This is a genomic window from Nocardia asteroides (assembly GCF_021183625.1).
GTDB classification, from domain to species: Bacteria; Actinomycetota; Actinomycetes; order Mycobacteriales; family Mycobacteriaceae; genus Nocardia; species Nocardia asteroides_A.
Genome location: NZ_CP089214.1, coordinates 2506033 through 2531516 on the forward strand (window position 1 = coordinate 2506033; position 25484 = coordinate 2531516).

The following is a 25484-nucleotide window of genomic DNA, read 5'->3' on the forward strand; positions in this document are numbered from 1 at the left end:
GCGGCGGCTCCAGGTTCACTTCTTCCGCCGCCCGACCTCCGCCACCTGCGGATACACCGCGGGCTGCGGCGCGAGACGTGCGACACAGCCGATACCGGCCGCTGCTATTGTCTGGCTAGCACTGGATCTCGAAGCTGCGGTTCCCGCCACCTCCCGCTCGCCGGTGGCCGGGCCGCGCGGAAGGCGTAGCAGATGGCACTCCCGGCCCCGATCCGCAAGGCGAGCGATCTCGCTCTCGGCGTCAACGTCATGCTCAAGCGGCGGCTCTTCAATCCGCTGCGGCTCGACCACGCCGCCCGCTCGGCGATCAACGTGCTCAAGTTCGGGCCGTTCGCCGGGGTCGTCATGCACGCCGCGCAGACCAGGCCGGATGCCGCCGCCATCGTGGACGAGCTCGGCGAGATCACCTTCGGCGAGCTGGACCGCCGCGCCAACGCGCTGGCCCGCGGCTTCACCGAGAACGGCATCGGCCCCGGCGACGTGGTCGCCGTGCTGGCCCGCGACCACCGCGGCATGGTGCTCAGCCTGCTCGCCGCGGGCAAGCTCGGCGTGCGGGCGGTGCTGATGAACACCGGCTTCGCCAAGCCGCAGTTCGCCGACGTGGCCGAGCGCGAGAAGGTCAAGGCGGTGCTGCACGACAGCGAGTTCCTCGACCTGATGAGCGCCATCCCGTCCGGCATCCCGCACGTGCTGACCTGGGTGGACGAGAAGGACGGCGCCGATCCGGCCATCCCGACGCTGGACTCGCTGATCGCGGGCCGCGACACCACCCCGCTCCCCGCGCCGGAGAAGCCGGGCGGCATGGTGATCCTGACCAGCGGCACCACCGGCACCCCGAAGGGCGCCCCGCGCGACCGGGTGAGCCCCTTCGCCTCCGCGCAGTTCATCGACCGGGTGCCGCTGCCGCGCAACGGCACCATGATCATGGCGGCGCCGATCTTCCACGGCACCGGGCTCTCCCAGTTCACCCTCGGGCTCGCGCTCGGTAACCGGGTGGTCTTCCAGCAGCGCCGGTTCAGCCCGGAGGGCACGCTCGCGAACATCCAGAAGTACCGGGCCGACTCGCTGGTCGTGGTGCCGACCATGCTGCAGCGCATGCTCGACCTCGGCGACGAGGTGCTGGCGAAGTACGACGTCGGCAGCCTGAAGGTGATTTTCGCGGCCGGTTCGGCCATCGCGCCGGACGTGGTCACCCGCGCGCTCGACCACTTCAACGACAGCCTCTACAACCTGTACGGCTCCACCGAGTGCGCGGTCATGACCGTGGCCACCCCGGCCGACCTGCGCAAGGCGCCGACCACCGCGGGCAAGGCTCCGGTCGGGATCCGGATCGTGCTGCTGGACGAGAATCGGAAGCCGATCACCGAGCCCGGCGTCACCGGGACCATCTTCGTCGACAACGGCTTCGCCTTCACCGGGTACACCGACGGGCGCAGCAAGGAGATCGTCGACGGGATGATGAACAGCGGCGACGTCGGGCACGTCGACGCCGACGGGCTGCTCTTCATCGACGGCCGCGACGACGACATGATCGTCTCCGGCGGCGAGAACGTCTTCCCGCTCGAGGTGGAGAATCTGATCGCCGGGCGCGAGGACGTCTTCGAGGCGGCGGTGGTCGGGGTGGACGACCGCGAGTACGGGAAGCGGCTGCGCGCCTTCGTGGTGCCCGGGCCCGGGTCGAGCCGGGATCCGCAGGAGATCAAGGAGTACGTCAAGGCGAATCTGGCGCGGTACAAGGTGCCGCGCGAGGTGGTCTTCCTGGACGAGCTGCCGCGCAACGCCACCGGGAAGCTGCTGCGCAAGCCGCTCGCCGAGATGGACGTGGATGGCTGATCCCCTAGGCTCGGAACCGTACGAATCGGACGAGTGACGAGGGGTCCGCAGTGAACTCGAGCCCGGGTAGTGCCCTGCCGAAGGGCGGCAATGTGCCGCTCGGCGGTGGGCAGGTGCGGATCACGGTGGCGCCGAACGGCATCGACGTCTCGGTGCTGTGCGTCGGGGCGGACGGGAAGGTCGGCGGGGATGCCGACTTCGTGTTCTACAACCAGCCGGAGTCGCCGGACGGGGCGGTGCGGCTGGCCGGTGGGGCGATCAGCGTCGACCTTTCCCGGGTCGCCGCGCGGGTCGAGCGGCTCGTCGTCGCCGCCTCCGTCGACACCGGGACCGTCGCGGGGGTTCCGCTGGCGGTTCGGGTGAGTGACGGTGTCGCCGCGCACGACCTGGCCGTCGGGGGGTTGAGTACCGAGACGACGGTGGTGCTCGGGGAGATCTACCGGCGCGGCGGGGCGTGGAAGTTGCGCAATGTCGGGCAGGGGTACGCGTCCGGGTTGGCCGGGTTGGCGACGGACTACGGGATCACCGTCGACGATCCCGGAACCCCGGCCACGCCCGCGCCCGGCGCCGTCCCGCCGCCGCCGAGCGGTTTCGCCACACCGCCGGGTGCTCCGGGCGGATTCATGCCCCCACCTCCCGCTCCCGCCGGATATCCGCCACCGCAGCAAGGCGCGCCCGGCGGGTTCACGGCACCGCCCGGGGCGGGCGGCCCGGGCCCGAACCTGGTCAAACGCTCGATCACGCTCGAGAAGAACTCGGCACCGGTACTGCTGCGGAAGGCACCGGTGGTGCGGCTGCGGGTGGGGTGGACCTCGGGCACCGACTACGAGGCGTACGCGCTGGTGGTGCTGACCGACGGCACGGTGGTGCACGTCGCCACCTTCGACGCCCAGGGCATCCCGGCGAACCCGCAGTTCAAGGACCTCGTGCGGCACCTGGGCGACCGGGGGCGCGGCGACGTGAACCGCGGCGGCGGGAGCACCGAGGAGATCATCGAGGTGCGGTTCGCACCGGAGATCGCCGCGGTGGTGCCGGTGGCGTACTCGGCGATCAACAACGGCACCGGGTCGTTCCACAAGTACCGGGTGACGCTCGCCATCGACAGCGGCGGCGAGGAGGAGGTCACCATCCCGGCCGACCAGGCGAAGAAGTCGAGCTGGATCTTCACCTGCGTCCCCGGCATCGTCTACAACCGCCCGGACGGCGTGCTGGTCGAGCGGCTGGAGCTGTACAGCAGGCGGATGTCGGAGCACCGCCCCAAGGCGATCCTGCACCCGGATGGCCGGGTCGAGGTCAGGATGGACAAGGGCCCGCTCAACACCTTCAAGCGCGACAACACCTGAGCCCGGCACCGATTCCGCTGCCGCGCAAGCTTTCCGGTCCGGCCGCGCCCGATGGGGCGGCCGGGCCCGCGCACCCGGGTAAAATCGGCCCGTGCTGTGCCGGTCCGGCCGCGGGAACGCGGATGCTCCCGCCGCGGTCGCGCGGGTGCGCGGCGCGGCGGCGGGAGCGCTGTCCGCGTGCCTGTCGGTGGCGGCGCACGGGTGGGCCGCCGCCCGCGCCGGGGTCGGGCTCGAGGCGCCCGGCTCCACCGCACTGGTGCTGCTGTTCGCGGCCGCCGCGGTCACCGGGGCGCTGATCGCAGGCGCGCCCGCACTGCGGGAGAGCGCCACCGCCCTGGTCGCCGCGCTCGGCACCGCCCAGGTGCTCGGGCACATCGGGCTCGGGTTCGAATCCGGGCACCTGCACGGCGGCGATCTCCAGCTGACGCCCGCCATGCTCGCCGCGCACGCGGCCGCCGTCCTGGTCGCCGCGCTGCTCGTACACGGGACGGGCGCCGCTTGCCGCGCCGCCCTCGGCGCCCTCGCGCGAGCGTTGCCAGCGCGCGCCCCCGCCCTTCCGGTCGCGGACCGGACTCTGCTGCCGATCGCGCACCGCGATCGGGTCGTGCTGCGCGTCTTCGCGCGCCACGGGCTGAGCAGCCGCGGCCCACCGCTGGGTTTCGTCCACTAGACACCCTTCTCGCCGCCGGTCGTAGCACCGGCGAGCGCCGTCGCGCCCCGCCGGGGCACCGGCCGTCCCGCCGTGCCCGCGCCGCCGCCGCGAGAAGAGCCGACAGCCCTTCGACGAAACGAAACCCCATGAGCATCACCGATGTCAGCCCACCCGACACCTCCCCCGACGACGTCCCCACCCCGGCACCCCGCCGCACCCTGCAACCCCTCGCCCTGCGCCTGCACTTCTACGCGGGCCTCTTCGTCGCCCCGTTCATCCTGATCGCCGCCGTGACCGGCGCCCTCTACGCCATCTCCCCCACCCTGGAGGCCATCACCTCCAAGGACCTCCTGCGCGTCCCGGTCGGGCAGATCGAGGCCCCGCTCGCCGAGCAGGTGCGCAACGGCGTCGCCGTCCGCCCCGACCTCACGCTGGTCGCGGTGGCCCCCGCCCCCACCCCCGGCGACACCACCCGGGTGCTCTTCGCCGACCCTGCCCTCGGCGAATCCGAACGCCGCGCGGTGTTCGTGAACCCCTACACCGCCGAGCCGGTCGGCGACGCGGTGGTCTACGGCAGCTCCGGCGCGCTCCCGCTGCGCACCTGGATCTCCCAGCTGCACCGCCACCTGCACCTGGGCGAGCCGGGCCGGCTCTACAGCGAGCTGGCCGCCTCCTGGCTGTGGGTGATCGTGCTGGCCGGGCTGGCGCTGTGGATCCGCCGGGTGCGGGCGCGGCGGGCCCGCAACTCCGCGGCCTGGCTGCTCGCCCCCGACTCCGCGCAGCGCGGCCGCAACCGGCTGCTCACCTGGCACGGCGCGCTCGGTACCTGGGCACTGCCGATGGCGCTGGTCCTCTCCGCCACCGGCATGACCTGGTCCACCTACGCGGGCGCGAACATCGACGAGCTGCGCGCCCAGCTGAGCTGGGTCACCCCCGCGGTCAGCGGCACGCTGCCCGGCGCCGAACCCGCGCACGCGCCCGGCGGCGACCACCACCCCGCCGGGCACACCCCCGCCCCCGAGGTGGACCCGGCCACCAGGATCGCCGAGCTGGACGCCGTGCTCGCGGCCGCCCGCGCCGACGGCGTCACCCAGCCCGCCGAGATCACCGTGCCGAGCGCGGCCGATGAGGCGTTCATCGTGAAGGAGCGGCGGATCCCGGGCACCTACAGCGCCGACGCGGTCGCGGTGGACGGCACCACCGCACAGGTCACCGACCGGCTTCCGTACGCGGAGTGGCCGCTCATGGCCAAGTTCACCAACTGGGGCATCCAGTTCCACATGGGGCTGCTGTTCGGGCTGGTCAACCAGCTGCTGCTGCTGGCAACGGCGATCGGGCTGAGCACGGTGATCCTGCTCGGCTACCGCATGTGGTGGCGCAGGCGCCCGGCGCGCGCGACCGGCCGGAGCCTCGGCGCCACGGCGCCACGCCGCGGTGCGCTGCGCTCGACGCCGCTGCCGCTCGCGGTGGCCGCGGTGGCGGCCGCGCTGCTGGTCGGCTGGTTCGTCCCGCTGTTCGGGCTGAGCCTGCTCGGCTTCCTCGCGGTCGACTTCCTGCTCGGGCTGTTCAACCGCGCCCCGGCCGTAACCGACTGACCCACAGCGAGCTTCGCCGAAAATTTGCCAACGGCTGAGGCGGCACCTCCGCACCGCCGCCTCAGCACGGCAGATCGCGTCCACTGCCGCGATAACCGCTGAACCACCCCGTACCGAGCCGAAATGCCGGGCGTTTGTGCCCCGAGACCCCGGGTAGCCGATGAGTGTCCCGGTCGTCCAGCAGGACGACACACCAGCCCCGTTTCCCGGAGTGATCCCGGAGTGGGAAAGGAGTTACCCCATGAGCACGATGACCGCGGCAGTCGACGTCGAGGTTCCGATCCGGACCGCGTACAACCAGTGGACCCAGTTCGAGTCCTTCCCGCACTTCATGGAGGGCGTCGAGGAGATCCGCCAGCTCGACGACAAGCACACGCACTGGCGCATCAAGGTCGGCCCGGTGACGAAGGAGTTCGACGCCACGATCACCGAGCAGCACCCCGACGAGCGGGTGGCCTGGAAGTCGGACAGCGGCCCCGAGCACGCGGGCGTGATCACCTTCCACCGCCTGGACGACACCCACACCAGGGTGACCGCCCAGATCGATGTCGACCCGGACGGCTTCCTGGAGCAGGTGGCCGACAAGACCGGTGTGCTGAAGCACCGGGTCAACGGCGACCTCGATCGCTTCAAGACATTCATCGAGAAGCAGGGGCACGAGACCGGTGCCTGGCGCGGCGATGTCCCCCGCCCGGATCAGCAGGCGCCCGGCACCATCTGATCCGACGCACCGACAGCACGAGGGCCCCGGCCGCGCGATTCGCGGCCGGGGCCCTCGCCGTGTGCGCTACTCGGCGGGCGCGATCTTCTCCGAGTCGAGCGGCGCCTCCGGGTCGGCGACCGGCGTGGTCTGGGCGACGTGCACCGGGCGCAGCAGCACCCAGGCGATGAAGGCGAGCCCGACGGCGAGGATGCCGATCCCGGCCCACAGATTGATGTTCCAGCCGCCGGTCTTGGCCTGCTCGGCGGCGGTGTTGTTCACCAGCCCGGTGACGAGCAGGACCACGCCGTAGATGCTCAGTAGCGAGCCGACGATGGTGCGAATGTCGAAAAGCATCGGGGAAGCTCCTTATCCGACGAAGATGTTCAGCGCGATGACCAGCACCAGCGCGATACCGGCGAGCAGCACCGGCCGCTGGTACCAGGGCAGCGAGTCCGCGTCCGGGTCGGTGCGCATCTCCTTCGGCGTCTCCGAGTACACCAGCCCGGCCAGCTCGGCGGCCGGCTTCGGCGCGGTGAACCGGGTGACCACCACGCTCACCACGATGTCGACCACGAACGCCGTTCCCGCGGCCACGAAGCTCGCGCCCTGCCCGGAGAGCGAGGTCACCTCGAACTCGTTGAGCAGGAAGACGAAGATCGCCGATGCGGTACCGGCGACCAGCCCGGCCCAGCCCGCGGTCGGGGTCATCCGCTTCCAGAACATGCCGAGGATGAAGGTGGCGAAGAGCGGCGCGTTGAAGAAGCTGAACAGCGTCTGCAGGTAGTCCATGATGTTGGCGAAGTTGCCCGCGATGAACGCGGTGAAGATCGCGGCAACGGTGGCGCCGATCGTCGCGAGCCGGCCGATCCGGAGGTAGTAGCCGTCCGGCCGGTCCTTCTTCACGTACTGCTGCCACAGGTCGTAGCTGAACACCGTGTTGAACGCGGAGATGTTCGCGGCCATGCCCGCCATGAACGCGGCGAGCAGCCCGGCCAGGCCGACGCCGAGCAGCCCGTTCGGCAGCACGTCCTTCATCAGGTACAGCAGCGCCTGGTTGTACGAGGTGTCCCCGGTGAAGTCCGGGTTCGCCGCCCGCTGCGCCTTGTACTCGGCCATCTCCGGCACCAGCACCGCGCTGATCATGCCGGGGATCACGACGATCAGCGGGATGAACATCTTCGGGTAGGCGCCGATGATCGGGGTGCGCCGCGCCGCCGAGATGGAGTGCGTGGCCAGGGCCCGCTGCACCTCGACGAAGTTCGTCGTCCAGTAGCCGAAGGAGAGCACGAAGCCCAGGCCGAAGACGATGCCGAGGACCGAGAGGAAGTTGTTGCTGAACCCGCTCAGCTCGTTGCCCGGCCAGGACTCCAGCTGCGCGGCGCCGCCGGGCGAGTCGATGATCCGCTCCTTCAGCCCGCTCCAGCCGCCCGCCTTGTGCAGCCCGACCAGGGTGAGCGGCAGCAGCGCCGCCACGATCACGAAGAACTGCAGCACCTCGTTGTAGATGGCGGCCGAGAGCCCGCCCAGGGTGATGTAGGAGAGCACGATCACCGCGGCGACCACCACCGACACCCACAGCGGCCAGCCGAGCAGCACGTTCAGGATGGTGCCGAGCAGGTACAGGTTCACCCCGGCGATGAGGATCTGCGCCACCGCGAAGCTCAGCGCGTTCACCAGGTGCGCGCCGGTGCCGAAGCGCCTGCGCATGAACTCCGGCACCGAGCGCACCTTGGAGCCGTAGTAGAAGGGCATCATCACCACGCCGAGGAAGAGCATGGCGGGGATGGCGCCGATCCAGAAGTAGTGGAACGTCGGGAAGCCGTACTCGGCGCCGTTGGCCGACATGCCCATGATCTCGACCGCGCCCAGATTCGCCGAGATGAAGGCGAGGCCGGTCACCCAGGCGGGCAGCGAGCGGCCGGAGAGGAAGAAGTCGATGCTGGACGAGACGCGCTGCCGCGCCAGCAGCCCGATGCCGATGACGAACACGAAGTAGAGCGCCACCAGCGCGAAGTCCACGGCGCTCGCGTCCAGCCGGAGGGACTCGGCGGCGAGCACCGCTCTGTCGGTCGGTAAGGGGACTGCCGGTGGTACGGAGGACAACACGGATGAGTCGGGAAGCGGCACTGCATTCCTCCTGTCGAACCTGATCGGGTCCTGTCCGGAGATTGTGCACCACGATCGCGCTCCGCAGTGGGAGAAATCCTGGACAGTCGCCCAGGCGATGCCGAAGCTCCATCGCCGCAGGCCGGAGGGGTGTGGACGCCCGAGCGGTCAGCACCGTTTCGGCGAACCGCCCTGCGAACCCGGCCGAGTTGGCGCACAGTCGAATTCGTTGCTGAACGCGGCCCGCGCATCCGGCGGGCCGGGGGAATCGGAGGGGCACCATGATGCACAACACCGCGCGCGGAGCGGTCTCGGCACAGCGCAGCGCGCTGCTCGGGCTGCCGTGGGTGGAGCGATTACGCACCCCGGCGAGCAGGCCCGCCCGCGCGGCCCGGTCGTCCGGTATACCACTGACCATCGAGATCGGCGCGGCGACCGGAACCGGCCCGACGGCGCTGGCGGCGTTCGACGCGGCGCTGCGCGAGCTCGGCGTCGGCGAGGCGAACCTGATCCGGCTGTCGTCGGTGATCCCGCCGCGCGCCCGGCTGGTGCGCGGCGCGCGGGTGCGCAAGCCGATCGCCTGGGGGGACCGGCTGTACTGCGTGTACGCCGCCGAGCACACCGAGGAGCCGGGCACGCTGGCGGCCGCGGGCATGGGCTGGGTGCTGCGCACCGACGGCTCGGGGGCCGGGCTCTTCGTCGAGCACGAGGCCGGGAGCGCGGCCGAGGTGGAGGCGCTGATCCGGGCCAGCCTCACCGACATGACCCGGCGCAGGAGCGCCGACTTCGGCCCGATCCAGCTGTGCGTCACCGAGATTCGCGCGGAGGCCGAGCCCGTCTGCGCGCTGGTGCTCGCCGCGTACCGGGCCACGGGCTGGGACGGCGCCCGGTGAGCGAGCTGCACGTGACCGTGGAGACCAACGTTCCCGAGGCACAGATCGCGCTCTTCCAGGCCCTCTACGAGGAGGCCTTCGGCCCGCTGCGCACCACCGCCGCCGCACGGCAGGTGTTGCACCCCGGTGAGTTTCGCGCGGAGATGGTCGACCCGCGGATCCACAAGCACGTGGCGCGGCTGCCGTCGGGGGAGCCGATCGGCGTCACCACGCTGACCCGCTGCCTGGAGACGGTACCGTGGATCAGCCCCGAGTACTTCGCCGCGCGTTACCCGGAACACGCCGCGCGAAACGCGGTTTTCTACGCGGGATTCACCCTCGTTGCGCCGAGCGCGCGCCATGGCGCCGCGTTCCATGTCATGATCGAATCAGTGGTTCGGGTACTCGTGGCCGAGCGTGCGGTGGTCGGCTGGGATATCTGCTCGTACAACAACACTCGCTTCTCGTTCGCGGACGGCATCAGGGCCGCGCTGGACGAGCGGGCGAGCGTCGACGTCGCGGTGGAGGACTCCCAGATCTACTACGCGGCACGGTTCACCGGGAACGGCGCGACCGAGGGGGGCTGATGAACGTGCACGACGGACGAACGGCCGGGAAGCTCGCGCAGCCGGGGGCGCGCTGCTGCGCGCTGTTGCTGGCGGGCGCCGCCGCCATCGGGGTCGACCTGCTGGCGGGCACCGGCCCGGTGGCCTTCGGCGCCACCGCGTTCGTCGTGCTGGGCTCGCTGGGCATGATCGGGTTCGGGCTGTGGCGGTACCGCCCGGCGCACCCGCTGCCCTGGTACCTGCTCTCCGCCTCGGCGGTGGCCTTCGCCGCCGGCACGGCGCTGCGCGGCACCGGGCTGCAACCGCTGGACGACATCTGCACCCTGACCGGGTACGCCGGGATCGGCGCGGCCGCCACGCTCTGGCTGCGGCCGCGGCAGGCGCGCGCCAACCACGACCTGCTGCTCGACTCCGGGCTGATCGGGCTCGGCGCGCTGCTCGCCTCCTGGACCTTCCTGATCTCGCCGATCCTGAGCTCGACCGGGCCGGGCGCGGTGGCGCTGATCGCGGCGGCGTACCCGGTGCTGGACGCGCTGCTGCTGACGCTGGTCGCCTACTCGATGGCGACCGGCACCTCGGAGCCATCGCTGCGGCTGCTGCACATCGGGCTGCTCGCGATCCTGATCGGCGATCTCGGCTACAGCCTGGACACGGTCGGCGCGCGGCTGGTCGGCGACGACGTCCTGCAGGCGCCGCTGCTCGTCGCGTACCTGGCCGTCGGGGTGGCCGCCGTGCACCCGACCATGACCTCGCTCGGCGCCCAGCGGCACATCCACCCGCAGCACTCGCGGCAGCGCGCCAGCATGATCGCGGTGGCGCTGATCGTCGCCGCGCTGGTGCCGGTGGTCGGCTCCAGCCCGACCTTCCTGGACCGGGCGGTGGTCTCGGCGCTCTTCGCGCTCATGCTGATCGGCGTGCTGGTCCGCAGCGAGCGCGCCATCGTGCGCAGCGCCCGCAGCGAGCGCAGGGCCCAGTACCAGGCCGACCACGACATGCTCACCGGGTTGCTCAACCGCTCGGCGCTGCTGCGCGCGCTCGGCCACAGCCGGGAGCGCTGGCCCGAGCACCCGCTCTGTCTGCTCTTCCTCGACCTGGACGGCTTCAAGATGGTCAACGACAGCTACGGCCACGCCGTCGGCGACGAGCTGATCGCCAACGCCGCCGCCCGGATCCGCCGGGTGGTCGGCAACCGGGATGTCGCCGCCCGCTACGGCGGCGACGAGTTCGTCGTGCTCGCCCCGCTGGACCGGGAGCGGGCGGGGGCGCTGGCCGAGCGGCTGCTCGCCGCCTTCGTGCGGCCGTTCGAGCTGAGCGTCGGCGAGATCCCGATCACCGCCAGCATCGGCGTCGCCTGCGACGGCCCGCGCAGCTTCGACGCGGGCGTCTACGAACTACTACGCGAGGCCGACTCGGCGATGTACCACGCCAAGGAGCGCTCGCTGGGCTATGCCTACCGCGAGGACGTCCGGCACCTGCCCACCGAGCCGGGGCGGCGGGTCTGGCTGCCGAAGGGTATCGACAGCACGGTGAACACTGCGGTCTAGTCGCCGAGCTCGGTGAGCAGTTTCCTCGCCTGCTCCAGTTCGGCCTGGAGCTGGGCGACCTTGGCCTGCTGATCGCGGCGGACGGCCTCGAGGATGCCCGTGACGACCTCCTCGACCTCGGGGTGCAGGATCTTGGCCGCCTGCGAGATCGCGGTGGTGCTGATCGCGAGGCCGCGCACCGTGCGCTTCTTGCCGCTCACCACGTCGACCGTCCACTCGCCCTCGGCGGTGCCGTTGAGCGTGATGGTGACCTCCGGCGTCTTCGCCTTGCGGGCCGGGGCCTTGGCCGGGCGCGGCTTGGGCTCGGCGGTGGCCGCCGGGGCGGCGGGCTTGGGGGCCGTGGTCGGCTGTGTCACGGGGGTGTCCTCCCTGGGGGTCGGTGTCGGGGCAACAGTATTCGCGGGCGCCTGGCCCGGGGGCGCGGGGGCAGGGCGGGCAGGCCCCGGCCCGGGAGCGACGGCGCCGGAGGCTGCGGCACCGGTGCCGGGCGCGGCACCGGCAGGCGCCTTCGGCGGGGCCGGCTTGGCCGGGCGGACGGGCTTGACCAGCGTGACCTCGACCGGGGAGAAGGCGAGCACGTCCTTCGAACCGGTGGGTTTGACCTGCAGGAAATCCCCGTCGGATGGATCGCCGAGGGAGAGCACCTTGCCGGATCTGCCCTCCGGCACGCCGACCGCGGCCGAGGTGAACCACACCATCGGCGGCCTGCCCGCGGCTATCTCCGCCGCGATCTGATTGATCTCGCTGTCGGACAGGGGTTTCGGCCGGTTACGTGGCGAGGGCATGGCGGGCTCCGAGCAATCTGCGGGGTGTGCTGACGGGTGTGCGTCGATGATGCCGCACGGCACCGACAGCCGAGCACCGAGCCGGGCGGAACGGCCCCCGTTTGAGGGCGGCGGGGGCGGGAACCCGGTCCGTATCCATCGAGGAAGGGGTTCTGTCATGTTGTTGCGCCGACTCGCGCGACCCTTGCTGGCCAGTGCGTTCGTCGTGGACGGGATCGATACCCTGCGTAATCCGGAACCGCGGGTGAAGGCAGCGACCGACCTCGTGCAGAAGGGTCAGCGGACGCTGCCCGAGGATGTCGCCACCAGGTTGCCGTCCGATACCGCCACGCTGGTCAAGGTCAATGCCGCCGCTCAGGTCGGAGCGGGCACGCTGCTCGCGCTCGGCAAGGCGCCGCGGCTCGCGGCACTGGTGCTGGCCGCCACGGTCGTCCCGGCCACGATCACCGAGCAGGATTTCTGGGCTGAGGACGATCCGGAACGCAAGTCCGCGAAGCGGGCCGCGTTCCTCAAGGACGTGGCGCTGCTCGGCGGGCTGATGATCGCCAGCGCCGACACCGAGGGCAAGCCCTCGCTGGGCTGGCGCGGCAGGCGGGCGGCGAAGAACGCCGCGGCCACCGTCTCCGCGGCGCTGCCGATCGGGGCGAGCGCCGCCGACGGCACCGGTGACGCGCTGCGCAAGCACGCGCACGAGGTGGCCGACGCGGCGCGCAGTATCGCGGGCACCGCGGGCGCCAGGGGCGCGGTGATCGCCGAGGTCGCCAAGGACCGGGGTTCGGATCTCGCCGACGTCGCGAAGGACCGCGGGGCGAAGCTCGCCGTGGTCGCGAAGGATCGCGGCTCCGATCTCGCCGATGTGGCGAAGGACCGCGGCGGCGACTGGGCCGAGACGGCGCGCAAGCAGAGCCGCAGGGCGGCCAAGAAGGCGCGCAAGCGGGCGCCGGTGCTGGCCGAGGCGGCGCGCGAGCGCGGCGCGGAGCTGGCCGAACTCGCCCGCGAGCGCGGTTCCGAGCTGGCCGACGTCGCGAAGGACCGCGGCGCGAAGTTCGCCGATGTGGCGAAGGACCGCGGCGGCGACTGGGCCGACCTCGCGAAGGACCGCGGTTCGGATCTCGCCGACACCGCCAAGGACCGCGGCGCGAAATTCGCCGACCTGGCCAAGGACCGCGGCTCCGACCTCGCCGACACCGCGAAGGATCGCGGCGCGACGCTGGCGGCGCTGGCGAAGGACCGGAGCTCGGACTTCGCCGACACCGCGCGGGACCGTGGCGGCGACTGGGCCGGCACCGCCCGCAAGCGGGCCCCCGAGCTCGCCGACACGGCGCGCAAGCAGAGCCGCAGGGCGGCGAAGAAGGCGCGCAAGCGGGCGCCGGAGCTGGCCGAGGCGGCCCGCGAGCAGGCGCTCACGGCGCGTGAGCGCAGCGCGCGGCTGGCCGAGATCGCCCGCGAGCGGGCCCCCGAGCTCGGCGACGCCGCGCGCTCGCGGGCCGAGCTGGCCCGCGACCGCAGCGTGCACCTGGCCGAGCTGGCCAGGGCCCGCGCCGAGGTCGCGCGTGACCGGGCCGAGGCCCGGCTGCGCTGAGGTGGAGTTCTCCGGCCGCGGGTTTCGCCGAACCCGCGGGCCGGAGACGTCGGGACGCCGGTGACCGGCTCAGCCGGTCGCCGGCATTCGGCGTTCCCGGTGCCCGAGGATGCTGGCCAGCGAGGAGACCCGGCGCAGCCGGTCTCCGGCCCCGCCGATCTCGACCGCCCGATCCACCGGGCGGGCCCCGGTGATCCAGACCAGCCGCAGCTGCGAGCGGTCGGCCGCGCACTGCGCGTCGAGCAGCACCCGCAGCCCGGCCGCCGCGAGGAACGTCACCGGCGTCAGGTCGACGACCAGCGTGCCCGCCCCGTCCGCGGCGGAGCTGAGCCGCTCCTTGAGGACCGGCGCGGTGGAGAGGTCGATCTCACCGCCGACGGTGAGCAGTGTGATGTCGCGCCGCAGCCTGGCCTCCGAGAAGCACACCGCCGCATCGGTTCCCGGCGACACCAGATCGGGCTCCGGGCGGCGCGGGCGATCGGCACCGGGCCCTGCCGGATGAGCGGCCATCGAACTCCTCGACCGGGCGGCACGGAACCGGGCCGGGACCGGCCGCCCATGCCTCTCCCGGCTTACAGCGATACCGAGAGCATAGGGCTCCCCGCGCATTTCGTCCGCGTGTCTTCCCGGCGGCGTGGCAGTGAGCAGGTAAAGGGTTGTCCCCCAGCATGATCCGAACGACCGAGACCGGACGTCCCGGCGCTACACCGTGTCCGACTCCGGGAACAGCGCCGTCAGCGAGTCCGACACCGCGCCGCAGCCGCTGCACTCGAAGCGGACGCCGAGCGCGAACCACCACTCCAGCCGCAGCGCGCAGTTCTCGCAGAGCAGGTCGATTCCGCTCGCCCGGCAGCAACCGCGGCCGCGCGCCCAGCGGTCGGCCCTGGTCGCGCAGGGCGACCCGTCGATCCGGAGGGTGCAGTGCGGCAGCTCCGCGAGACCGGGCAGCAGCGCGTCGAAATGCTGTGCCGCCGTGGTGTTGTCCACCGCTCTCCCCTTCTCCTTCGCTTCGTCCACCCCGTTCATCGAGCCCACCCCGAGCGGCGTTACCGCAGGTGGGGCGGGTCACGCGCTCAGACGGTCCCCCCGGACATACCGTCCGAGATGCTCAGCGCCTCGCCGTTGAACCGGCCGCCGTGCGGGCCGACGAGCAGCAGCACCAGCCGGGAGACCTCCTCCGGCTCGATCAGCCCGCCGCCCTCGGCGAACATGGCCTCGGCATCCTCCCGCGTTGGGTTCTCCAGATCGGGGAGCAGTATCCGGTAGGTGGCTGGATTCATGACCATGTCGGTGCGCACGCCGGAGGGGAGCACGGCGTTGGCGGTGATGCCGGACTCCCCCACCTCCAGTGCGAGCGACTTGATCAGTCCGATCACACCCCACTTCGCGGCGGCGTAGGCGCCGGAGCCGGCGGCGCCCATCCGCCCGACGATGGACGAGGTGGCGACGATCCGGCCCCAGCGCCGCTCCAGCATGCTCGGCAGCACCGCCTTGATGCTGTGGAAGACGCCGGAGAGATCGACGTCGACGGTGTCGCGCCAGGTGCGCTCGTCGAGGTCGGCGATGGTGCCGTTGGTGGCGATCCCGGCATTGGCGAGCAGGATGTCGATCCGGCCGAATTCGCGGAGCGCCTCGGCGGCCACCCGCTCCATGTCGTCGCGGCTGCGCACGTCGGCGCGCACGGTGTGGCAGCGCCCGCCGGCCGCGCGCACCAGCTCGGCGGTCTCGGCGAGGTCGCCGGGGGTGGCGAGCGGGTACTGCAGCCCGGGCAGCGGCGCCGCGAGGTCGGCGAGCACTATGTCGGCGCCCTCCCCGGCGAGCAGCACGGCGTGCGAGCGGCCCTGCCCGCGCGCCCCGCCGGTGATCACGGCGACGCGGCCGTCCAGCTGTCCCATTCCCGCTCCTCACGCGAGGTCGTGGTCTCGGTCGCAGGCGACCCTACGCGCGCGCACCGGCCCGCGCGCGCAGCCCGCTGCGCGGACGGGAGCGGCGCGTCGTACCATGCGTCACAATCCGCGCACCCGTCTCGAGGACGTGGCCGTTCCGGCGGCGACACCTTCCGCCCGTTCGTGGTGGACGAACGAAATCCACAGATTGAGAGCACTGCGCCGTGAAACTCGACCAGGACGAACACCGGACCGTCGACGACCTGCTCGGCGGTGGCGTCGCGACCGTCGTCGCATCGGACGAGCCGGAACCCGGACCGGACGAAGCGCCGACCGGCGACGCCGCCACCGCGGCCCGCTTCGCGCTGCCCGGCCTGCGCAGGCTGATGCGCAACGCCGCCGGGCTCTCGCCGGAATCCATCGACCTGCTCGCCGCCATCACCGACCGGCTGCGCGCCGCCGAGGGCGCGCTGGCCGATCCGGCGACCTGCGATTCGGTGCGCTGACTACATTCCGTTGACGTCGACGATCGGCGCCGGGTAGTCGGCGCCCGCCCGCCACGGCCGGTGGATCTCCGCGCCGGGCAGGTGCGCGAGCTCCGGAATGTAGCGGCGCACGTAGGCGCCGTCCGGGTCGTACCGCTCGGCCTGGCGCAGCGGGTTGAGCACCCGGTTCGGCCTGGTGTCGGTGCCGGTGCCCGAGGACCACTGCCAGTTCAGCTGGTTGTTCGCGATATCGCCGTCGACCAGCCAGTGCAGGAAGTGCGCCGCGCCGACCCGCCAGTCGATCCGCAGCGACTTGGTCAGGAAGCCCGCGGTGACGAGGCGGCCGCGGTTGTGCATCCAGCCCTCCTCGTGCAGCTGCCGCATGGCCGCGTCCACCAGCGGATAGCCGGTGCGCGCTTCCTTCCAGGCCGCCGCCGACTCCGGATCGTCGCGCCACTCGATCGGGCCGGTGCGGTAGTCCCGCCGGGCGATCTCCGGGTTCGCGCCGAGCAGCTGGGCGTAGAAGTCGCGCCAGGCCAGCTGCCGGACGAAGGCGTGGCCGCCCTCGGTGTCCATGTCGACCCGGTGCACCAGCTCGGTCGGCGAGAGACAGCCGAAGTGCAGGTACGGCGAGATCTTCGAGGTGGCGTCGCCTGCCAGGTCGTCGTGGTTCTCGGCGTACTGCCCCACCGGCCCGGCCAGCCAGTCCTTGACGATCTTGCGCCCCGAGGTCTCGCCACCGACCGCGAGCCGCGGCGACGGTTCCCCGCTGCTCAGCTCGGTGGCGTCCGGCAGCCGCTCGCCGCGCACGTCGGGCACGGTGAGCGCGCGCGGCGTGCCGAGCGGGCGGCGCTGGTGCGCCTGGCTCCAGCGCCGGAAGTACGGCGAGAAGACGGCGAAGTGGTCGCGGCCGGTGGAGGGCGTGAGCACCTCGGGGTCGGCCGCGGTGACGACGGCGGCGTGCACCCGGAGCGTGCGGCCGTCGGCGGCGAGGCCGTCGCGCAGCGCGTGCTCCCTGCGGCTGCTGTAGCCACTGGCGTCGGCGGCCACGTGCACCTCGGCGGCGTCCACCTCCGCGGCCAGCCGGAGCACCTCCGCGGCGACCCGGCCGCGGCGCAGGATCAGCCTGCCGCCGATCCGGCGCAGCTCGGCGTCCAGCTCGTCCAGCGCGGCGAGCAGGAACCGGACCCGGTTCGGGGCGGCGTACGCGCCGCCGAGGATGGCGTCGTCCAGGACGAAGACCGGTACGACCGCGTCACCCCCGCGGTGGGCCGCGGTGAGCACCGGGTTGTCGTGCACCCGGAGATCCCGGGTGAACAGGGCGAGGGTGACGCGCGCTGTCACCGCCGGGTCACCGGGTGCACAGCGGGGCGACGGTGTCGATGCCGCCGGTGGTGGGCGAGGTCAGGTAGAGGCACGGGCTCTGGCCCGCGGCCTCGATGGCGCCGCGCACCTGGTCCCAGCTCGCCTCGTCCAGCGCCGGCGTCCGGGAGAGCACGAAGCCGGAGAGCCGCGACGGGTCGGTGACGACGGCCCACGAGTAGTCCGGGCCGAGCGCGGTCACGATGTAGTTCGGGGTGCCGGCCGGGTCCTCCTGGAAGGGGACGTTCGGGAACTCCACCCGCAGCTGAGCCTTGGTCACCTGATCGACGATCCTGGCGGTGCCGCGGATCTCGTTGCTGCCGCCGTCCCAGGTGGTGCAGCGGTTGAAGACCGCGACATTGCCCTGCGGGTCGAGGGTGTAGTTCGCCTGGGTGTCGCGGGCGCACTCCAGGTTGAACGGCGCGGGCACCGCGGCCAGCTGGTTCCAGGTGCCGAGGTAGCTGGTCACCTCGAGCGCGGGCACCGGGGCCGGGCCCGCCGCGGCCGCCGGGCCCGCGGTGAGCGCGGGGGCGAGCGCGGCGACCGTCGCCGCGGCCAGCGCGAGCAGCCTGCCCCCGCGCTTCGTGGGACGTTGCGTGCGGAATGGGTTCACCGGAACTCCTCGTTCTCGACGTCGTCGCCCACATGGTAGCGGAAACGATGCATAATCGATTCAGCGTCGGGACGGGCGTGCCCCGAATCGGGCACGTCGTCCGCCGGATACCCCGGACGCGCCGCGCTACCCGGCCCCACCGCGAGGAGGACCCATGACGGGGATCGCCTACAGCGGGCAGAATGATGTCATGCCCGCCGGTTCCACCCCAGTCACCGATACGGCCGGCTACACCGTCCGCGCCGTCGCCGACCGCCTCGGAATTCCCACCGCGACGCTGCGCAGCTGGACCCGCCGCTACGACATCGGCCCCGCCCAGGAGCGGCCAGGCAAGCACCGGCTCTACTCCGAGGCCGATATCGCCCAGCTCGGCCGGATGCTCACCCTGATCAAGGAGGGCGCCAGCCCGGCTGGCGCCGCCGCCGCGGTGCGCGGCCACGCTCCGCTCCGCGGCGACCGCACCGGGCTGCTCGCCGCCGTCTTCGCGCTGGACACCACGACTGTCGGCGCGATCATCGAGGCGCACGTGCGCGCCTTCGGCGTGGTGGACACCTGGGACCTGATGTGCCGCCCGACCTTCGCCGACATCGTCGCCCGCCAGCTCGGCGGGGAGCGCTGCATCGACGTCGAGCACTCGCTCTCCTGGAGCATCGCCTCGGTGCTGCACCGCAGCTGCCCGCCGCCCCCCGCCGCGCGGACCACGGTGGTGCTGGCCTGCACCGGCGGTGAGACGCACACGCTCCCGCTGGAGGTGCTGCGCGCCGCGCTCGCCGAGCAGGGGGTCGGGGCGCACATGCTCGGCGCGAACGTGCCGACCGAGGCGCTGGCCGACACGCTCGGCCGCGGCACCGGGGCGAAGGCGGTGCTGCTCTGGTCCCAGCTGGAGCCGACCGCGCTCACGTCGGCCGTGCTCACCTGCATCGACGCGGGCGCGCGGGTGCTCGCGGGCGGGCCGGGCTGGGAGTCGGTGATCCTGCCCGACGGCGCGCGGCGGGTCGGCAGTCTCGCCGACGCCGTCGCCCGGCTGCGCTGAGCGGCGGCGTTCAGCGCTCGGTGCGGCCGAGCACGTGGCGCAGCGCGGAGTCCAGATCGGGGTTGCGGAAGTGGTGCCCGGCGGCGCGCAGCCGCGTTGGCTCGACCCGCTGACTCGCCGCCGCGACCTCGCGCGCGCCCTGCTCGCCGAGCAGCAGCGCGGGCCCGAACTTCGGCACCGGGAGCAGCGCCGGGCGGCGCAGCACCTTGGCCAGTACCTTCGTGTACTCGGCATTGCGCACCGGCTCCGGCGCGACCGCGTTGACCGGCCCGCTCAGGCTCTCGTCCCAGAGCGCGCGGTGGTAGACGTCGACCAGGTCGTCGATGCCGATCCAGGAGAACCACTGCCTGCCGTCGCCGATCCGGCCGCCGAGCCCGGCGCTGAACAGCGGCCGCAGCAGCTTCAGCGTCCCGCCCGCCGGCGACTGCACGATCCCGGTGCGCACCGCGACCGTGCGCACCCCCGCCTCGGTCGCCGGGCGCAGCTCGGCCTCCCAGTCCGCCACCACGTCGGCGAGGAAGCCGTCGCCACGGCCGGAATCCTCGGTGAGCATCTCGTCACCGCGGTCGTAGCCGTAGAAGCCGATGGCCGACGCGCTCACGAAGCTGCGCACCCCCGCTCGCGCGGCGACCTCGGCCAGCTTCCGGGTCGGCCCGATCCGGCTGCTCGCCACCGCGTCCCGGTGCGCCTCGGTGAAGCGGCCCGCGATCGAGGCGCCGGCCAGGTGCACCACCGCGTCGACGCCGTCCAGCAGCTCGGGCGCGGGATCGTCGGGCTGCCACCGCCGCTCGTCGGCCGCCTGCGGCGCGTGCCTGACCAGCCGAAGCACCCGGTGCCCCCCGGTGCTCAGGAAGGCAGCGACCGCCGAGCCGACCAGCCCGGAGGCGCCGGTCACCGCGACGGTGCCCGGCCGGTACCCGTGCCCGGCCGCCGCGGCGTGCGCGGCCAGATCACCGGCGAGCTGGCGGTACCGGTAGTCGAACATGGCGCGCAGCGCGAGCTCGGGCACGGTGCTCTCGACCCGGTCGAGCACCCGGGTGTGCTCCGCGTCGACCTCCTCGAAGTCGTGCACGTGCCGCCAGCGCAGCAGCGTCCCGGCCGGGGCCGAGGCGATGCCGTCCACCGCGATCTCGTCCACGAAGCGATGCGGCGGGTCGTACTCCGCCTGCTGGTGCCGCGCGACCCAGCGCAGCCCGCCCGGCAGCCGCAGCACCGCCGTGCCGTCGCGCAGCGAATCCGCCTCGGCGGCCAGCGTGACCGGCTGCCAGGGCGGGGTGAGCCGGGCGAACGCGCCCGGCCTTCCGTACCAGGCGAAGACCTCCGAACGCGGCGCCGCGACGACGGCGCTCGACTCGATTCCCATGTTTCGACAGTAGCCCCCGGAGCACCCGGCGAAACGTTCCCGCATCGTTCCGCAATAATTGCAACACGTTCTAGAATTACCGGATGGCTCCGGATCCCGCCCCCGCCCGCGACGACCTGCTCACCGCCGTGCTGGCCTCACCCGCCGCGGTGGCGGCGAAGGACCGGGCCGGGTGGCTCGCCCTGTTCACGCCGGAGGCGGTGGTGGAGGATCCGGTCGGCTCGCGCCCGCACGTCGGGCTCGCGGCGATCGGCCGCTTCCACGACACCTTCATCGCGCCGAACACCATCACCTTCCAGCCGGACGCCGACATCGTCACCGGCCGGACCGTGCTGCGCGACTTGGCGATCACCATCCGGATGTCGACCGGCGCCACCGTCCGGGTGCCCATGCACCTGCGCTACGACCTCGTGCGGCACCAGGATTCCTGGCGCATCGCGCACCTCGCCGCGCACTGGGAGTTCACGCCGATGGTGCTGCGGTTGCTCGGCACCGGGCCGCGCGGGCTCGGCGCGGGGACGCTGCTCGGCGGGCAGCTGCTCACCAACCTCGGCCCCGGCGGCGCGCTCGGCATGCTCGGCGCGGTGCGCGGAGTCGGGGCGCGCGGGCGGCGCAGCGCGGAGCGGGTGCTGCGCGGCGCAGCCGACGGGGAGGCCGCGGAGCTGGCCGGGGTGGCGACCGAGCTGCCCTCCGGACGCGTGCGGCCCGCCGACTTCGCGGCGTACCTGCGCGGGGCCACGGTGTCGAAGGTGCTCGCCGCGGGCCGGACCGTGACCGCATCGGTCCGGCTCGGCGACCGCCCGGCCGTCGCGGTCGCGGAGTTCACCGGCCGCCGCGTCGCGCGGCTCCGGCTGATCGCCGAGTAGCGGGCTCAGGCGACGGCGTGCCTGGACCGCGCGGGCTCCGAGCGGTACCTGGCCCGCGGCCCGTCGATCCCGAGCGCGCGCCAGAGCCGCCTGGTGACCGGGGTCATCAGCCCGAGGTCGTCGGCGAGCGCGCGGACGTCGGTGAAATACCCGGCGAGAATCCCCTTGGCCTGCGGCGACCGCCAGAACGCCTCGCGGAACACCGCGTCCGGGATGTCGAACTCGCGGGCGAAGGAGCGCGGCGGCACCATGATCTCGCCGGCCAGCCACCGCATGGCGAGCGGGAAGGCGAGCCCGCAGACGGTGGTCGTGACCGGCCCCAGCTTCGGCACCTTGGCCTTGAGGAACTCGTTCGCGAAGGAGATGTGCCGCGCCTCCTCGGCGATGTGGATCTCCATCGTGCGCAGCACGGCGGGCGGCAGCTCGGCCCCGCGCCGGATCAGCGCCTTCTGGTAGTGGTCGATCGGCTCCTCGCCGCCGAGAATGCCGATGAAGAGCACCACGTGCGCGTACCCGCCCGCGACACCGATCAGCGGAGCCAGCTTCCGGAAGAGCGGCCGCATGCCGGGCACATCCACCCCGACGCGGTTCACCAGCTCCTGGAACATCTGGATGTGGTTGCACTCCTCGGTCATCTCGTGCATGCAGTAGCGGAATTCCGGAGCGCCGTTCGGCAGCTTCATCGCGTACTGCATCATGCCGCGGATCAGGACGCTCTCGAAGGCGGCGCCGACCTTGATGGCGTTCACCATCCGCCACTTGCCGATCTCGATCTGCCGCTCCCGCGGCAGGCTCCGGTACCAGGCGGTGGCGCCGAGCGGGTCCAGCTCCGGGATGAGGATCCAGCGCGGGTCGTCCGGGTCGATGGCGAACTCCGGGGAGTCCCAGGCGATGTCCAGGTAGGGGTCGAACTTCCGGTGCACGGAGCCCTCGGAGAGGGTGCGCACCATGTCGCGGTAGGCATCGGTCGAGCCTGAAGTGGACAGCGTCATCGGTGTCTCCTCACGTAGGCGGTGTGATCCGCCGCACCCTCCAATTTAGCGAAACTCACGGTATCAGTAAACAGCTCCATGAAGATACCGACCGGTTTGCTGAATGGGCTAGGATTCGAACATGAGTTCGACGGACGACGAGCTACCAGCGGCCGGACCCGACCGAACCACCCCGCGCGCGCGGCCGATACCGCGCACCGAGGGCACCGTCCCCGAGCTGCGCTTCCCCAGCGCGACCGGGCACTACTACCGCACAGCGACCTATCCGCCGCGCCCGGTCTGGGTGCGGTTGGACGCCATCCTGATCCGCGACCCCGGCACCCCGAAGCACGTGAACGGCGCCGGGGTGGAGATGAACGGCGAGTGCGCGGGCACGCTCACGCACTGGGTGCCGACGGTGGACGGCTTCTGGCTCGGCCGGGTCTCCTACACCGTCCGCTACGCCGACGGCCGCCCGCCGCTGCACGTGCGCGACCAGCTGGTCCCCGCCTACGCGCTGCGCCCGCGCGACCTCGGCTGAGACGCGCCCCCGCGCCATCCTCGTGGGTGAGCACGCAGGACACCGGCGAGCCGTCGGCCGCGCCCGCCACACACTCCGCGAAGAACTCGCGTGCGGTGCCCCCGGGCGTGGCGGCCCGCCAGGCGTCGGCGGCGCGCTTGCCGTCCCAGAACCAGCCGTCGAACATGGCGTCCGGGTCGGCGATCGCCGCGGGCGCCGGGATCGGGGTGTCGAGCCGGCGCTCGAAGCTCTCCCTTGGCATCGGGATACGGGTGGTCAGCAGGAAGCTGCCCGACACGGGGTCTCCTCGCACGCGAAACGCCGGAGCCGGAACGGTTTCCGGCTCCGGCGAGGGAGCGTAGCAAGGGCGGGTGTCAGACTCCGGCGAGGAACGGGTAGTCGGTGTACCCCTCGGCGCCGTCGGTATAGAAGAACTCGGGGCGCAGCGGGTTCTCCGTGTGCGCGCCGCGCCAGCGCTCCGCGAGGTCGGGGTTGGCGATGAGCGCACGGCCCACCGCGACGGCGTCGGCGTGCGAGTCCTCGATCAGGGCGAGCGCCTCCTCCCGGCTGGTCGGCGCGGCGAAGCCGCTGTTGCCGATGATCGGCCCGGCGAACCGCTCGCGCAGCTCGCGCACCAGCTCGCCCGCGGGCTCGGCGTGCAGCACCGAGAGGTAGGCGAGGCCGAGCGGGCGCACCCGGTCGAGCAGCGCGCCGTAGGTGGCGCGGACGTCGGCGCGGTCGGCCTCGAAGGCGTCCTGGATATTGTGCTCCGGCGAGATGCGCAGCCCGACCCGCCCGGCGCCGATCTCCGCGGCCACCGCCTCGACCACCTCGGCGACGAAGCGCGCCCGGTTCTCCGGCGCGCCGCCGTAGCCGTCGGCGCGCCGGTTCGCGGCCGGGCTGAGGAACTCGTGCAGCAGGTAGCCGTTGGCGCCGTGCACCTCGATGCCGTCCAGCCCGGCCTCGACGGCCCGGCGCGCGGCCGCGACGAAGTCGTCCCGGACGGCGTGCGCCTGCGCCACGGTCAGCTCGGCCGGCACCGGGTAGGGGTGCTTGCCGGACGGCGTGCGGGCGACGCCGTCGATGGCGATCGCGCTCGGCGCGGTGATCGGCCCGCCGCCGTTGATCTCCGGGTGCGACACCCGGCCCGCGTGCATGACCTGCAGCACGATCCGCCCACCGCGCGCGTGCACCCCCTCCGCGACCCGGCGCCAGCCCGCCACCTGGGCGTCGGTGACGATGCCAGGCTGCCCGACGAAGGCCTGCGCGTCGCGCGAGCTGTAGGTGCCCTCTGTGATGATCAGCCCGGCGCCCGCCCGCTGCACGTAGTACTCGGCGACCAGCTCGCCGGGGATGCCGTCCGGCCCGGAGCGGCCGCGGGTGAGCGGCGCCATGACCAGGCGGTTGGCGAGTTGCAGGTCGCCGAGGGTGACAGGGGTGAACAAGTCCATGCCTGGACGCAACCGCCCGGCCGCCGGAGGGATTCCGGGGGCCGGGCGGTTGCGAGAAGGGTCACTGCGGGCAGTTGACCACGTACTGCCAGTGCGTGCTGTCGCCGCCGGTGACCCGGACGGTCACCGAGGACGCGGCGCCGGCGGGCAGCGTGATCCGCGCCGAGCCGTTGCCCTCGTTGATGCTGTCGCCGATCCAGCCGGTGGTGTGCACCAGGGCGCCCTCGTAGAAGACGTCGATCAGGTCGGGGACGCTCTCGGTGTCGTAGCCGAGCACGAACGAGGTGGGGCCGCTCCGGCCGAGCTCGTGCCGCGTGGTGGTGACCCCGTCGGTGCCGGACTGCGTCGACTGGTTGCACTGCTGGGTCTGCACGCCCCCACCACCACCCCCCGACCCGGTGTCCGGCAGCCCGAGCCCCAGCCCCAGCCCGTCCAGCACCGCGCTGCCGCTGTCCAGGACGCCGCTCCCGCTGTTCAGGATCCCGCTCCCGGTATCGATCACCCCGCCCGCGCTTCCGGTGTCGATTCCCGCACTCCCCGACGGCTGCGCCGACACCCCGGCGGCACCACCGGCCGTGACCAGCGCCGCCAGCGCGCCGACCACGGCGACCCGTCGAATCCCGTTCCTACCCAACACTGTTCCCTCCGCGGTTCCGGTTCGTCCTCTCCCGGATCAGACTTCCACCGCCGCCGGGTGTCCGATATCTACTGTTCGGGCGACAGCCGTTCGGCCGACGCGGTTATCGTCGAGGGATGGGTGTCATAGGCGAGATGTTCCCCGGCGGCAAGCTGCAGGACGAGTCCGGGCAGTCCGGCGACGGCCAGTCCCATCGGCCCGCCGTCGAGCTGGACCTGGATTCCGGCGTCGTGCGGCTGACGGCGCCGCGGCGCGACGACGCGGACGGCGATACCGAGCAGTAGCCGGAGACGAAAACGGCCCCCGGAGAAATTCTCCGGGGGCCGATCCCACTAGTAGCGGGGACAGGATTTGAACCTGCGACCTCTGGGTTATGAGCCCAGCGAGCTACCGAGCTGCTCCACCCCGCGTCGGTGAATACAACATTACACACGGGTGCGCCGCGAACGCAAATCGCCCCGCTACCTGCGCGGATGCGCCCTGGACGCGCGTCGCCCACTCGAGGCCGCCCACAAACGTGAGCCACGTCACTATTTCGAGGTGATCTCTGGCACATAACGGTGCAATCACGGCCGGTATTCGAATACGGGAATCGCCGAATTCATCTGCGCATTCGCCGGATGCTTGCGGATGAAACCTCTCCGCATCCATCGTTACCGAGGCGTGATCTTCCCGAGATTTACCGTTACCGTCGGATCCGGCTCGGGGCATATGCG

The 25484-nt window shown here is 72.5% G+C and carries 26 protein-coding genes and 1 tRNA gene; 14 read left to right on the top strand and 13 right to left on the bottom strand.

The window, feature by feature from the left end; translation table 11 throughout:
• Positions 1-192 precede the first annotated feature (192 nt).
• From LTT61_RS12185 to LTT61_RS12205, 5 genes are all read left to right on the top strand, one after another.
• A complete protein-coding gene (locus LTT61_RS12185) occupies positions 193-1833 on the top strand; it encodes an acyl-CoA synthetase (RefSeq protein WP_233020050.1) in 1641 nt (546 codons plus the stop codon).
• Between the two features lie 50 nt (positions 1834-1883).
• Complete coding sequence (locus LTT61_RS32655; protein WP_269821877.1) at positions 1884-3176, top strand: TerD family protein; 1293 nt, start codon at positions 1884-1886, stop codon at positions 3174-3176.
• Between the two features lie 91 nt (positions 3177-3267).
• On the top strand, positions 3268-3846 hold the full coding sequence (locus LTT61_RS12195) for a hypothetical protein (RefSeq protein WP_233020051.1): 579 nt from the start codon (positions 3268-3270) through the stop codon (positions 3844-3846).
• A gap of 128 nt (positions 3847-3974) precedes the next feature.
• Positions 3975-5423: a PepSY-associated TM helix domain-containing protein gene (locus LTT61_RS12200; RefSeq protein WP_233020052.1), complete on the top strand. Its 1449-nt coding sequence runs from the start codon at positions 3975-3977 to the stop codon at positions 5421-5423.
• Positions 5424-5664: 241 nt separating this feature from the next.
• A complete protein-coding gene (locus tag LTT61_RS12205; RefSeq protein WP_233020053.1) occupies positions 5665-6144 on the top strand; it encodes an SRPBCC family protein in 480 nt (159 codons plus the stop codon).
• Positions 6145-6210: 66 nt separating this feature from the next.
• Here LTT61_RS12205 and LTT61_RS12210 read toward each other — a convergent pair whose 3' ends face one another.
• The gene (locus LTT61_RS12210) at positions 6211-6480 is read right to left on the bottom strand and encodes a hypothetical protein (RefSeq protein ID WP_233020054.1); all 270 of its coding nucleotides are present in this window, start codon (positions 6478-6480) and stop codon (positions 6211-6213) included.
• A gap of 12 nt (positions 6481-6492) precedes the next feature.
• Complete coding sequence (locus tag LTT61_RS12215; RefSeq protein WP_233020055.1) at positions 6493-8184, bottom strand: sodium:solute symporter family protein; 1692 nt, start codon at positions 8182-8184, stop codon at positions 6493-6495.
• Positions 8185-8513: 329 nt separating this feature from the next.
• On the opposite strand from LTT61_RS12215, the gene LTT61_RS12220 reads away from it, so the two are divergent.
• The 3 genes from LTT61_RS12220 to LTT61_RS12230 are packed head-to-tail and all read left to right on the top strand — an operon-like array spanning position 8514 to position 11214.
• The gene (locus LTT61_RS12220; protein WP_233020056.1) at positions 8514-9125 is read left to right on the top strand and encodes a pyruvoyl-dependent arginine decarboxylase; all 612 of its coding nucleotides are present in this window, start codon (positions 8514-8516) and stop codon (positions 9123-9125) included.
• Positions 9122-9691 carry a hypothetical protein gene (locus LTT61_RS12225; protein WP_233020057.1) on the top strand — a complete coding sequence of 190 codons (570 nt, stop codon included), beginning with the start codon at positions 9122-9124 and terminating at the stop codon, positions 9689-9691. The genes LTT61_RS12220 and LTT61_RS12225 overlap by 4 nt, the downstream gene beginning before the upstream one ends.
• Positions 9691-11214: a GGDEF domain-containing protein gene (locus tag LTT61_RS12230; RefSeq protein WP_233020058.1), complete on the top strand. Its 1524-nt coding sequence runs from the start codon at positions 9691-9693 to the stop codon at positions 11212-11214. The genes LTT61_RS12225 and LTT61_RS12230 overlap by 1 nt, the downstream gene beginning before the upstream one ends.
• Here LTT61_RS12230 and LTT61_RS12235 read toward each other — a convergent pair.
• Complete coding sequence (locus tag LTT61_RS12235; protein WP_233020059.1) at positions 11211-11999, bottom strand: DUF6319 family protein; 789 nt, start codon at positions 11997-11999, stop codon at positions 11211-11213. The two genes, LTT61_RS12230 and LTT61_RS12235, sit on opposite strands and share 4 nt — an antisense overlap.
• 157 nt (positions 12000-12156) lie before the next feature.
• Here LTT61_RS12235 and LTT61_RS12240 point away from each other — a divergent pair, with 157 nt between their 5' ends.
• Positions 12157-13581: a DoxX family protein gene (locus LTT61_RS12240; RefSeq protein WP_233020060.1), complete on the top strand. Its 1425-nt coding sequence runs from the start codon at positions 12157-12159 to the stop codon at positions 13579-13581.
• A gap of 69 nt (positions 13582-13650) precedes the next feature.
• Here the strand turns inward: LTT61_RS12240 and LTT61_RS12245 are convergent, their stop codons facing one another.
• The 3 genes from LTT61_RS12245 to LTT61_RS12255 form a co-directional block, all read right to left on the bottom strand.
• Complete coding sequence (locus LTT61_RS12245) at positions 13651-14091, bottom strand: STAS domain-containing protein (RefSeq protein ID WP_233020061.1); 441 nt, start codon at positions 14089-14091, stop codon at positions 13651-13653.
• A gap of 192 nt (positions 14092-14283) precedes the next feature.
• Positions 14284-14607 (bottom strand): hypothetical protein, encoded by a 324-nt coding sequence (locus LTT61_RS12250; RefSeq protein ID WP_233020062.1) that lies wholly within the window; start codon positions 14605-14607, stop codon positions 14284-14286.
• 47 nt (positions 14608-14654) lie between these two features.
• Entirely contained in the window at positions 14655-15476 is an 822-nt protein-coding gene (locus LTT61_RS12255) for a mycofactocin-coupled SDR family oxidoreductase (RefSeq protein ID WP_233020063.1), read from the bottom strand.
• 215 nt (positions 15477-15691) lie between these two features.
• Here LTT61_RS12255 and LTT61_RS12260 point away from each other — a divergent pair, with 215 nt between their 5' ends.
• Positions 15692-15973, top strand: coding sequence for a hypothetical protein (locus LTT61_RS12260; RefSeq protein ID WP_233020064.1), 282 nt, complete (start codon positions 15692-15694; stop codon positions 15971-15973).
• Here the strand turns inward: LTT61_RS12260 and LTT61_RS12265 are convergent, their stop codons facing one another.
• Both LTT61_RS12265 and LTT61_RS12270 read right to left on the bottom strand, forming a co-directional pair.
• On the bottom strand, positions 15974-17296 hold the full coding sequence (locus LTT61_RS12265) for a cryptochrome/photolyase family protein (protein ID WP_233020065.1): 1323 nt from the start codon (positions 17294-17296) through the stop codon (positions 15974-15976).
• A gap of 7 nt (positions 17297-17303) precedes the next feature.
• A complete protein-coding gene (locus LTT61_RS12270; RefSeq protein ID WP_233020066.1) occupies positions 17304-17927 on the bottom strand; it encodes a lipocalin family protein in 624 nt (207 codons plus the stop codon).
• A 154-nt stretch (positions 17928-18081) separates the two neighbouring features.
• Here LTT61_RS12270 and LTT61_RS12275 point away from each other — a divergent pair, with 154 nt between their 5' ends.
• Positions 18082-18960, top strand: coding sequence for a MerR family transcriptional regulator (locus tag LTT61_RS12275; protein ID WP_332909241.1), 879 nt, complete (start codon positions 18082-18084; stop codon positions 18958-18960).
• 10 nt (positions 18961-18970) lie between these two features.
• Here the strand turns inward: LTT61_RS12275 and LTT61_RS12280 are convergent, their stop codons facing one another.
• Positions 18971-20323 (bottom strand): TIGR01777 family oxidoreductase, encoded by a 1353-nt coding sequence (locus LTT61_RS12280; protein ID WP_233020067.1) that lies wholly within the window; start codon positions 20321-20323, stop codon positions 18971-18973.
• Positions 20324-20406: 83 nt separating this feature from the next.
• Between LTT61_RS12280 and LTT61_RS12285 the strand changes: the two genes are divergently transcribed.
• On the top strand, positions 20407-21189 hold the full coding sequence (locus tag LTT61_RS12285) for a nuclear transport factor 2 family protein (protein WP_233020068.1): 783 nt from the start codon (positions 20407-20409) through the stop codon (positions 21187-21189).
• Between the two features lie 5 nt (positions 21190-21194).
• Here LTT61_RS12285 and LTT61_RS12290 read toward each other — a convergent pair whose 3' ends face one another.
• Positions 21195-22181 carry an AurF N-oxygenase family protein gene (locus tag LTT61_RS12290; RefSeq protein WP_233020069.1) on the bottom strand — a complete coding sequence of 329 codons (987 nt, stop codon included), beginning with the start codon at positions 22179-22181 and terminating at the stop codon, positions 21195-21197.
• Between the two features lie 121 nt (positions 22182-22302).
• On the opposite strand from LTT61_RS12290, the gene LTT61_RS12295 reads away from it, so the two are divergent.
• Positions 22303-22701: a hypothetical protein gene (locus LTT61_RS12295; protein WP_233020070.1), complete on the top strand. Its 399-nt coding sequence runs from the start codon at positions 22303-22305 to the stop codon at positions 22699-22701.
• 353 nt (positions 22702-23054) lie between these two features.
• On the opposite strand, the gene LTT61_RS12300 is transcribed toward LTT61_RS12295, so the two are convergent.
• Together LTT61_RS12300 and LTT61_RS12305 are read right to left on the bottom strand one after the other, a co-directional pair.
• Positions 23055-24131, bottom strand: a complete 1077-nt coding sequence (locus LTT61_RS12300) for an alkene reductase (protein WP_233020071.1) — start codon at positions 24129-24131, stop codon at positions 23055-23057.
• Between the two features lie 61 nt (positions 24132-24192).
• The gene (locus tag LTT61_RS12305) at positions 24193-24768 is read right to left on the bottom strand and encodes a hypothetical protein (RefSeq protein ID WP_332909242.1); all 576 of its coding nucleotides are present in this window, start codon (positions 24766-24768) and stop codon (positions 24193-24195) included.
• Between the two features lie 116 nt (positions 24769-24884).
• Here LTT61_RS12305 and LTT61_RS12310 point away from each other — a divergent pair, with 116 nt between their 5' ends.
• Entirely contained in the window at positions 24885-25052 is a 168-nt protein-coding gene (locus tag LTT61_RS12310; protein ID WP_233020072.1) for a hypothetical protein, read from the top strand.
• A gap of 52 nt (positions 25053-25104) precedes the next feature.
• On the opposite strand, the gene LTT61_RS12315 is transcribed toward LTT61_RS12310, so the two are convergent.
• Positions 25105-25178, bottom strand: a tRNA-Met gene (locus LTT61_RS12315).
• Between the last annotated feature and the right edge of the window lie 306 nt (positions 25179-25484).

Bases quoted from the DNA above. Each gene is read 5' to 3' on its own strand.
- LTT61_RS12285 (WP_233020068.1), top strand. From the start codon at position 20,407: ATGGCTCCGGATCCCGCCCCCGCCCGCGACGACCTGCTCACCGCCGTG.
- LTT61_RS12240 (WP_233020060.1), top strand. From the start codon at position 12,157: ATGTTGTTGCGCCGACTCGCGCGACCCTTGCTGGCCAGTGCGTTCGTC.
- LTT61_RS12230 (WP_233020058.1), top strand. From the start codon at position 9,691: ATGAACGTGCACGACGGACGAACGGCCGGGAAGCTCGCGCAGCCGGGG.
- LTT61_RS12280 (WP_233020067.1), bottom strand. From the start codon at position 20,323: ATGGGAATCGAGTCGAGCGCCGTCGTCGCGGCGCCGCGTTCGGAGGTC.
- LTT61_RS12200 (WP_233020052.1), top strand. From the start codon at position 3,975: ATGAGCATCACCGATGTCAGCCCACCCGACACCTCCCCCGACGACGTC.
- LTT61_RS12250 (WP_233020062.1), bottom strand. From the start codon at position 14,607: ATGAACGGGGTGGACGAAGCGAAGGAGAAGGGGAGAGCGGTGGACAAC.
- LTT61_RS12235 (WP_233020059.1), bottom strand. From the start codon at position 11,999: ATGCCCTCGCCACGTAACCGGCCGAAACCCCTGTCCGACAGCGAGATC.
- LTT61_RS12210 (WP_233020054.1), bottom strand. From the start codon at position 6,480: ATGCTTTTCGACATTCGCACCATCGTCGGCTCGCTACTGAGCATCTAC.
- LTT61_RS12300 (WP_233020071.1), bottom strand. From the start codon at position 24,131: ATGGACTTGTTCACCCCTGTCACCCTCGGCGACCTGCAACTCGCCAAC.
- LTT61_RS12220 (WP_233020056.1), top strand. From the start codon at position 8,514: ATGATGCACAACACCGCGCGCGGAGCGGTCTCGGCACAGCGCAGCGCG.
- LTT61_RS12205 (WP_233020053.1), top strand. From the start codon at position 5,665: ATGAGCACGATGACCGCGGCAGTCGACGTCGAGGTTCCGATCCGGACC.
- LTT61_RS12245 (WP_233020061.1), bottom strand. From the start codon at position 14,091: ATGGCCGCTCATCCGGCAGGGCCCGGTGCCGATCGCCCGCGCCGCCCG.
- LTT61_RS12255 (WP_233020063.1), bottom strand. From the start codon at position 15,476: ATGGGACAGCTGGACGGCCGCGTCGCCGTGATCACCGGCGGGGCGCGC.
- LTT61_RS12290 (WP_233020069.1), bottom strand. From the start codon at position 22,181: ATGACGCTGTCCACTTCAGGCTCGACCGATGCCTACCGCGACATGGTG.
- LTT61_RS12185 (WP_233020050.1), top strand. From the start codon at position 193: ATGGCACTCCCGGCCCCGATCCGCAAGGCGAGCGATCTCGCTCTCGGC.
- LTT61_RS12275 (WP_332909241.1), top strand. From the start codon at position 18,082: ATGACGGGGATCGCCTACAGCGGGCAGAATGATGTCATGCCCGCCGGT.
- LTT61_RS12310 (WP_233020072.1), top strand. From the start codon at position 24,885: ATGGGTGTCATAGGCGAGATGTTCCCCGGCGGCAAGCTGCAGGACGAG.
- LTT61_RS12295 (WP_233020070.1), top strand. From the start codon at position 22,303: ATGAGTTCGACGGACGACGAGCTACCAGCGGCCGGACCCGACCGAACC.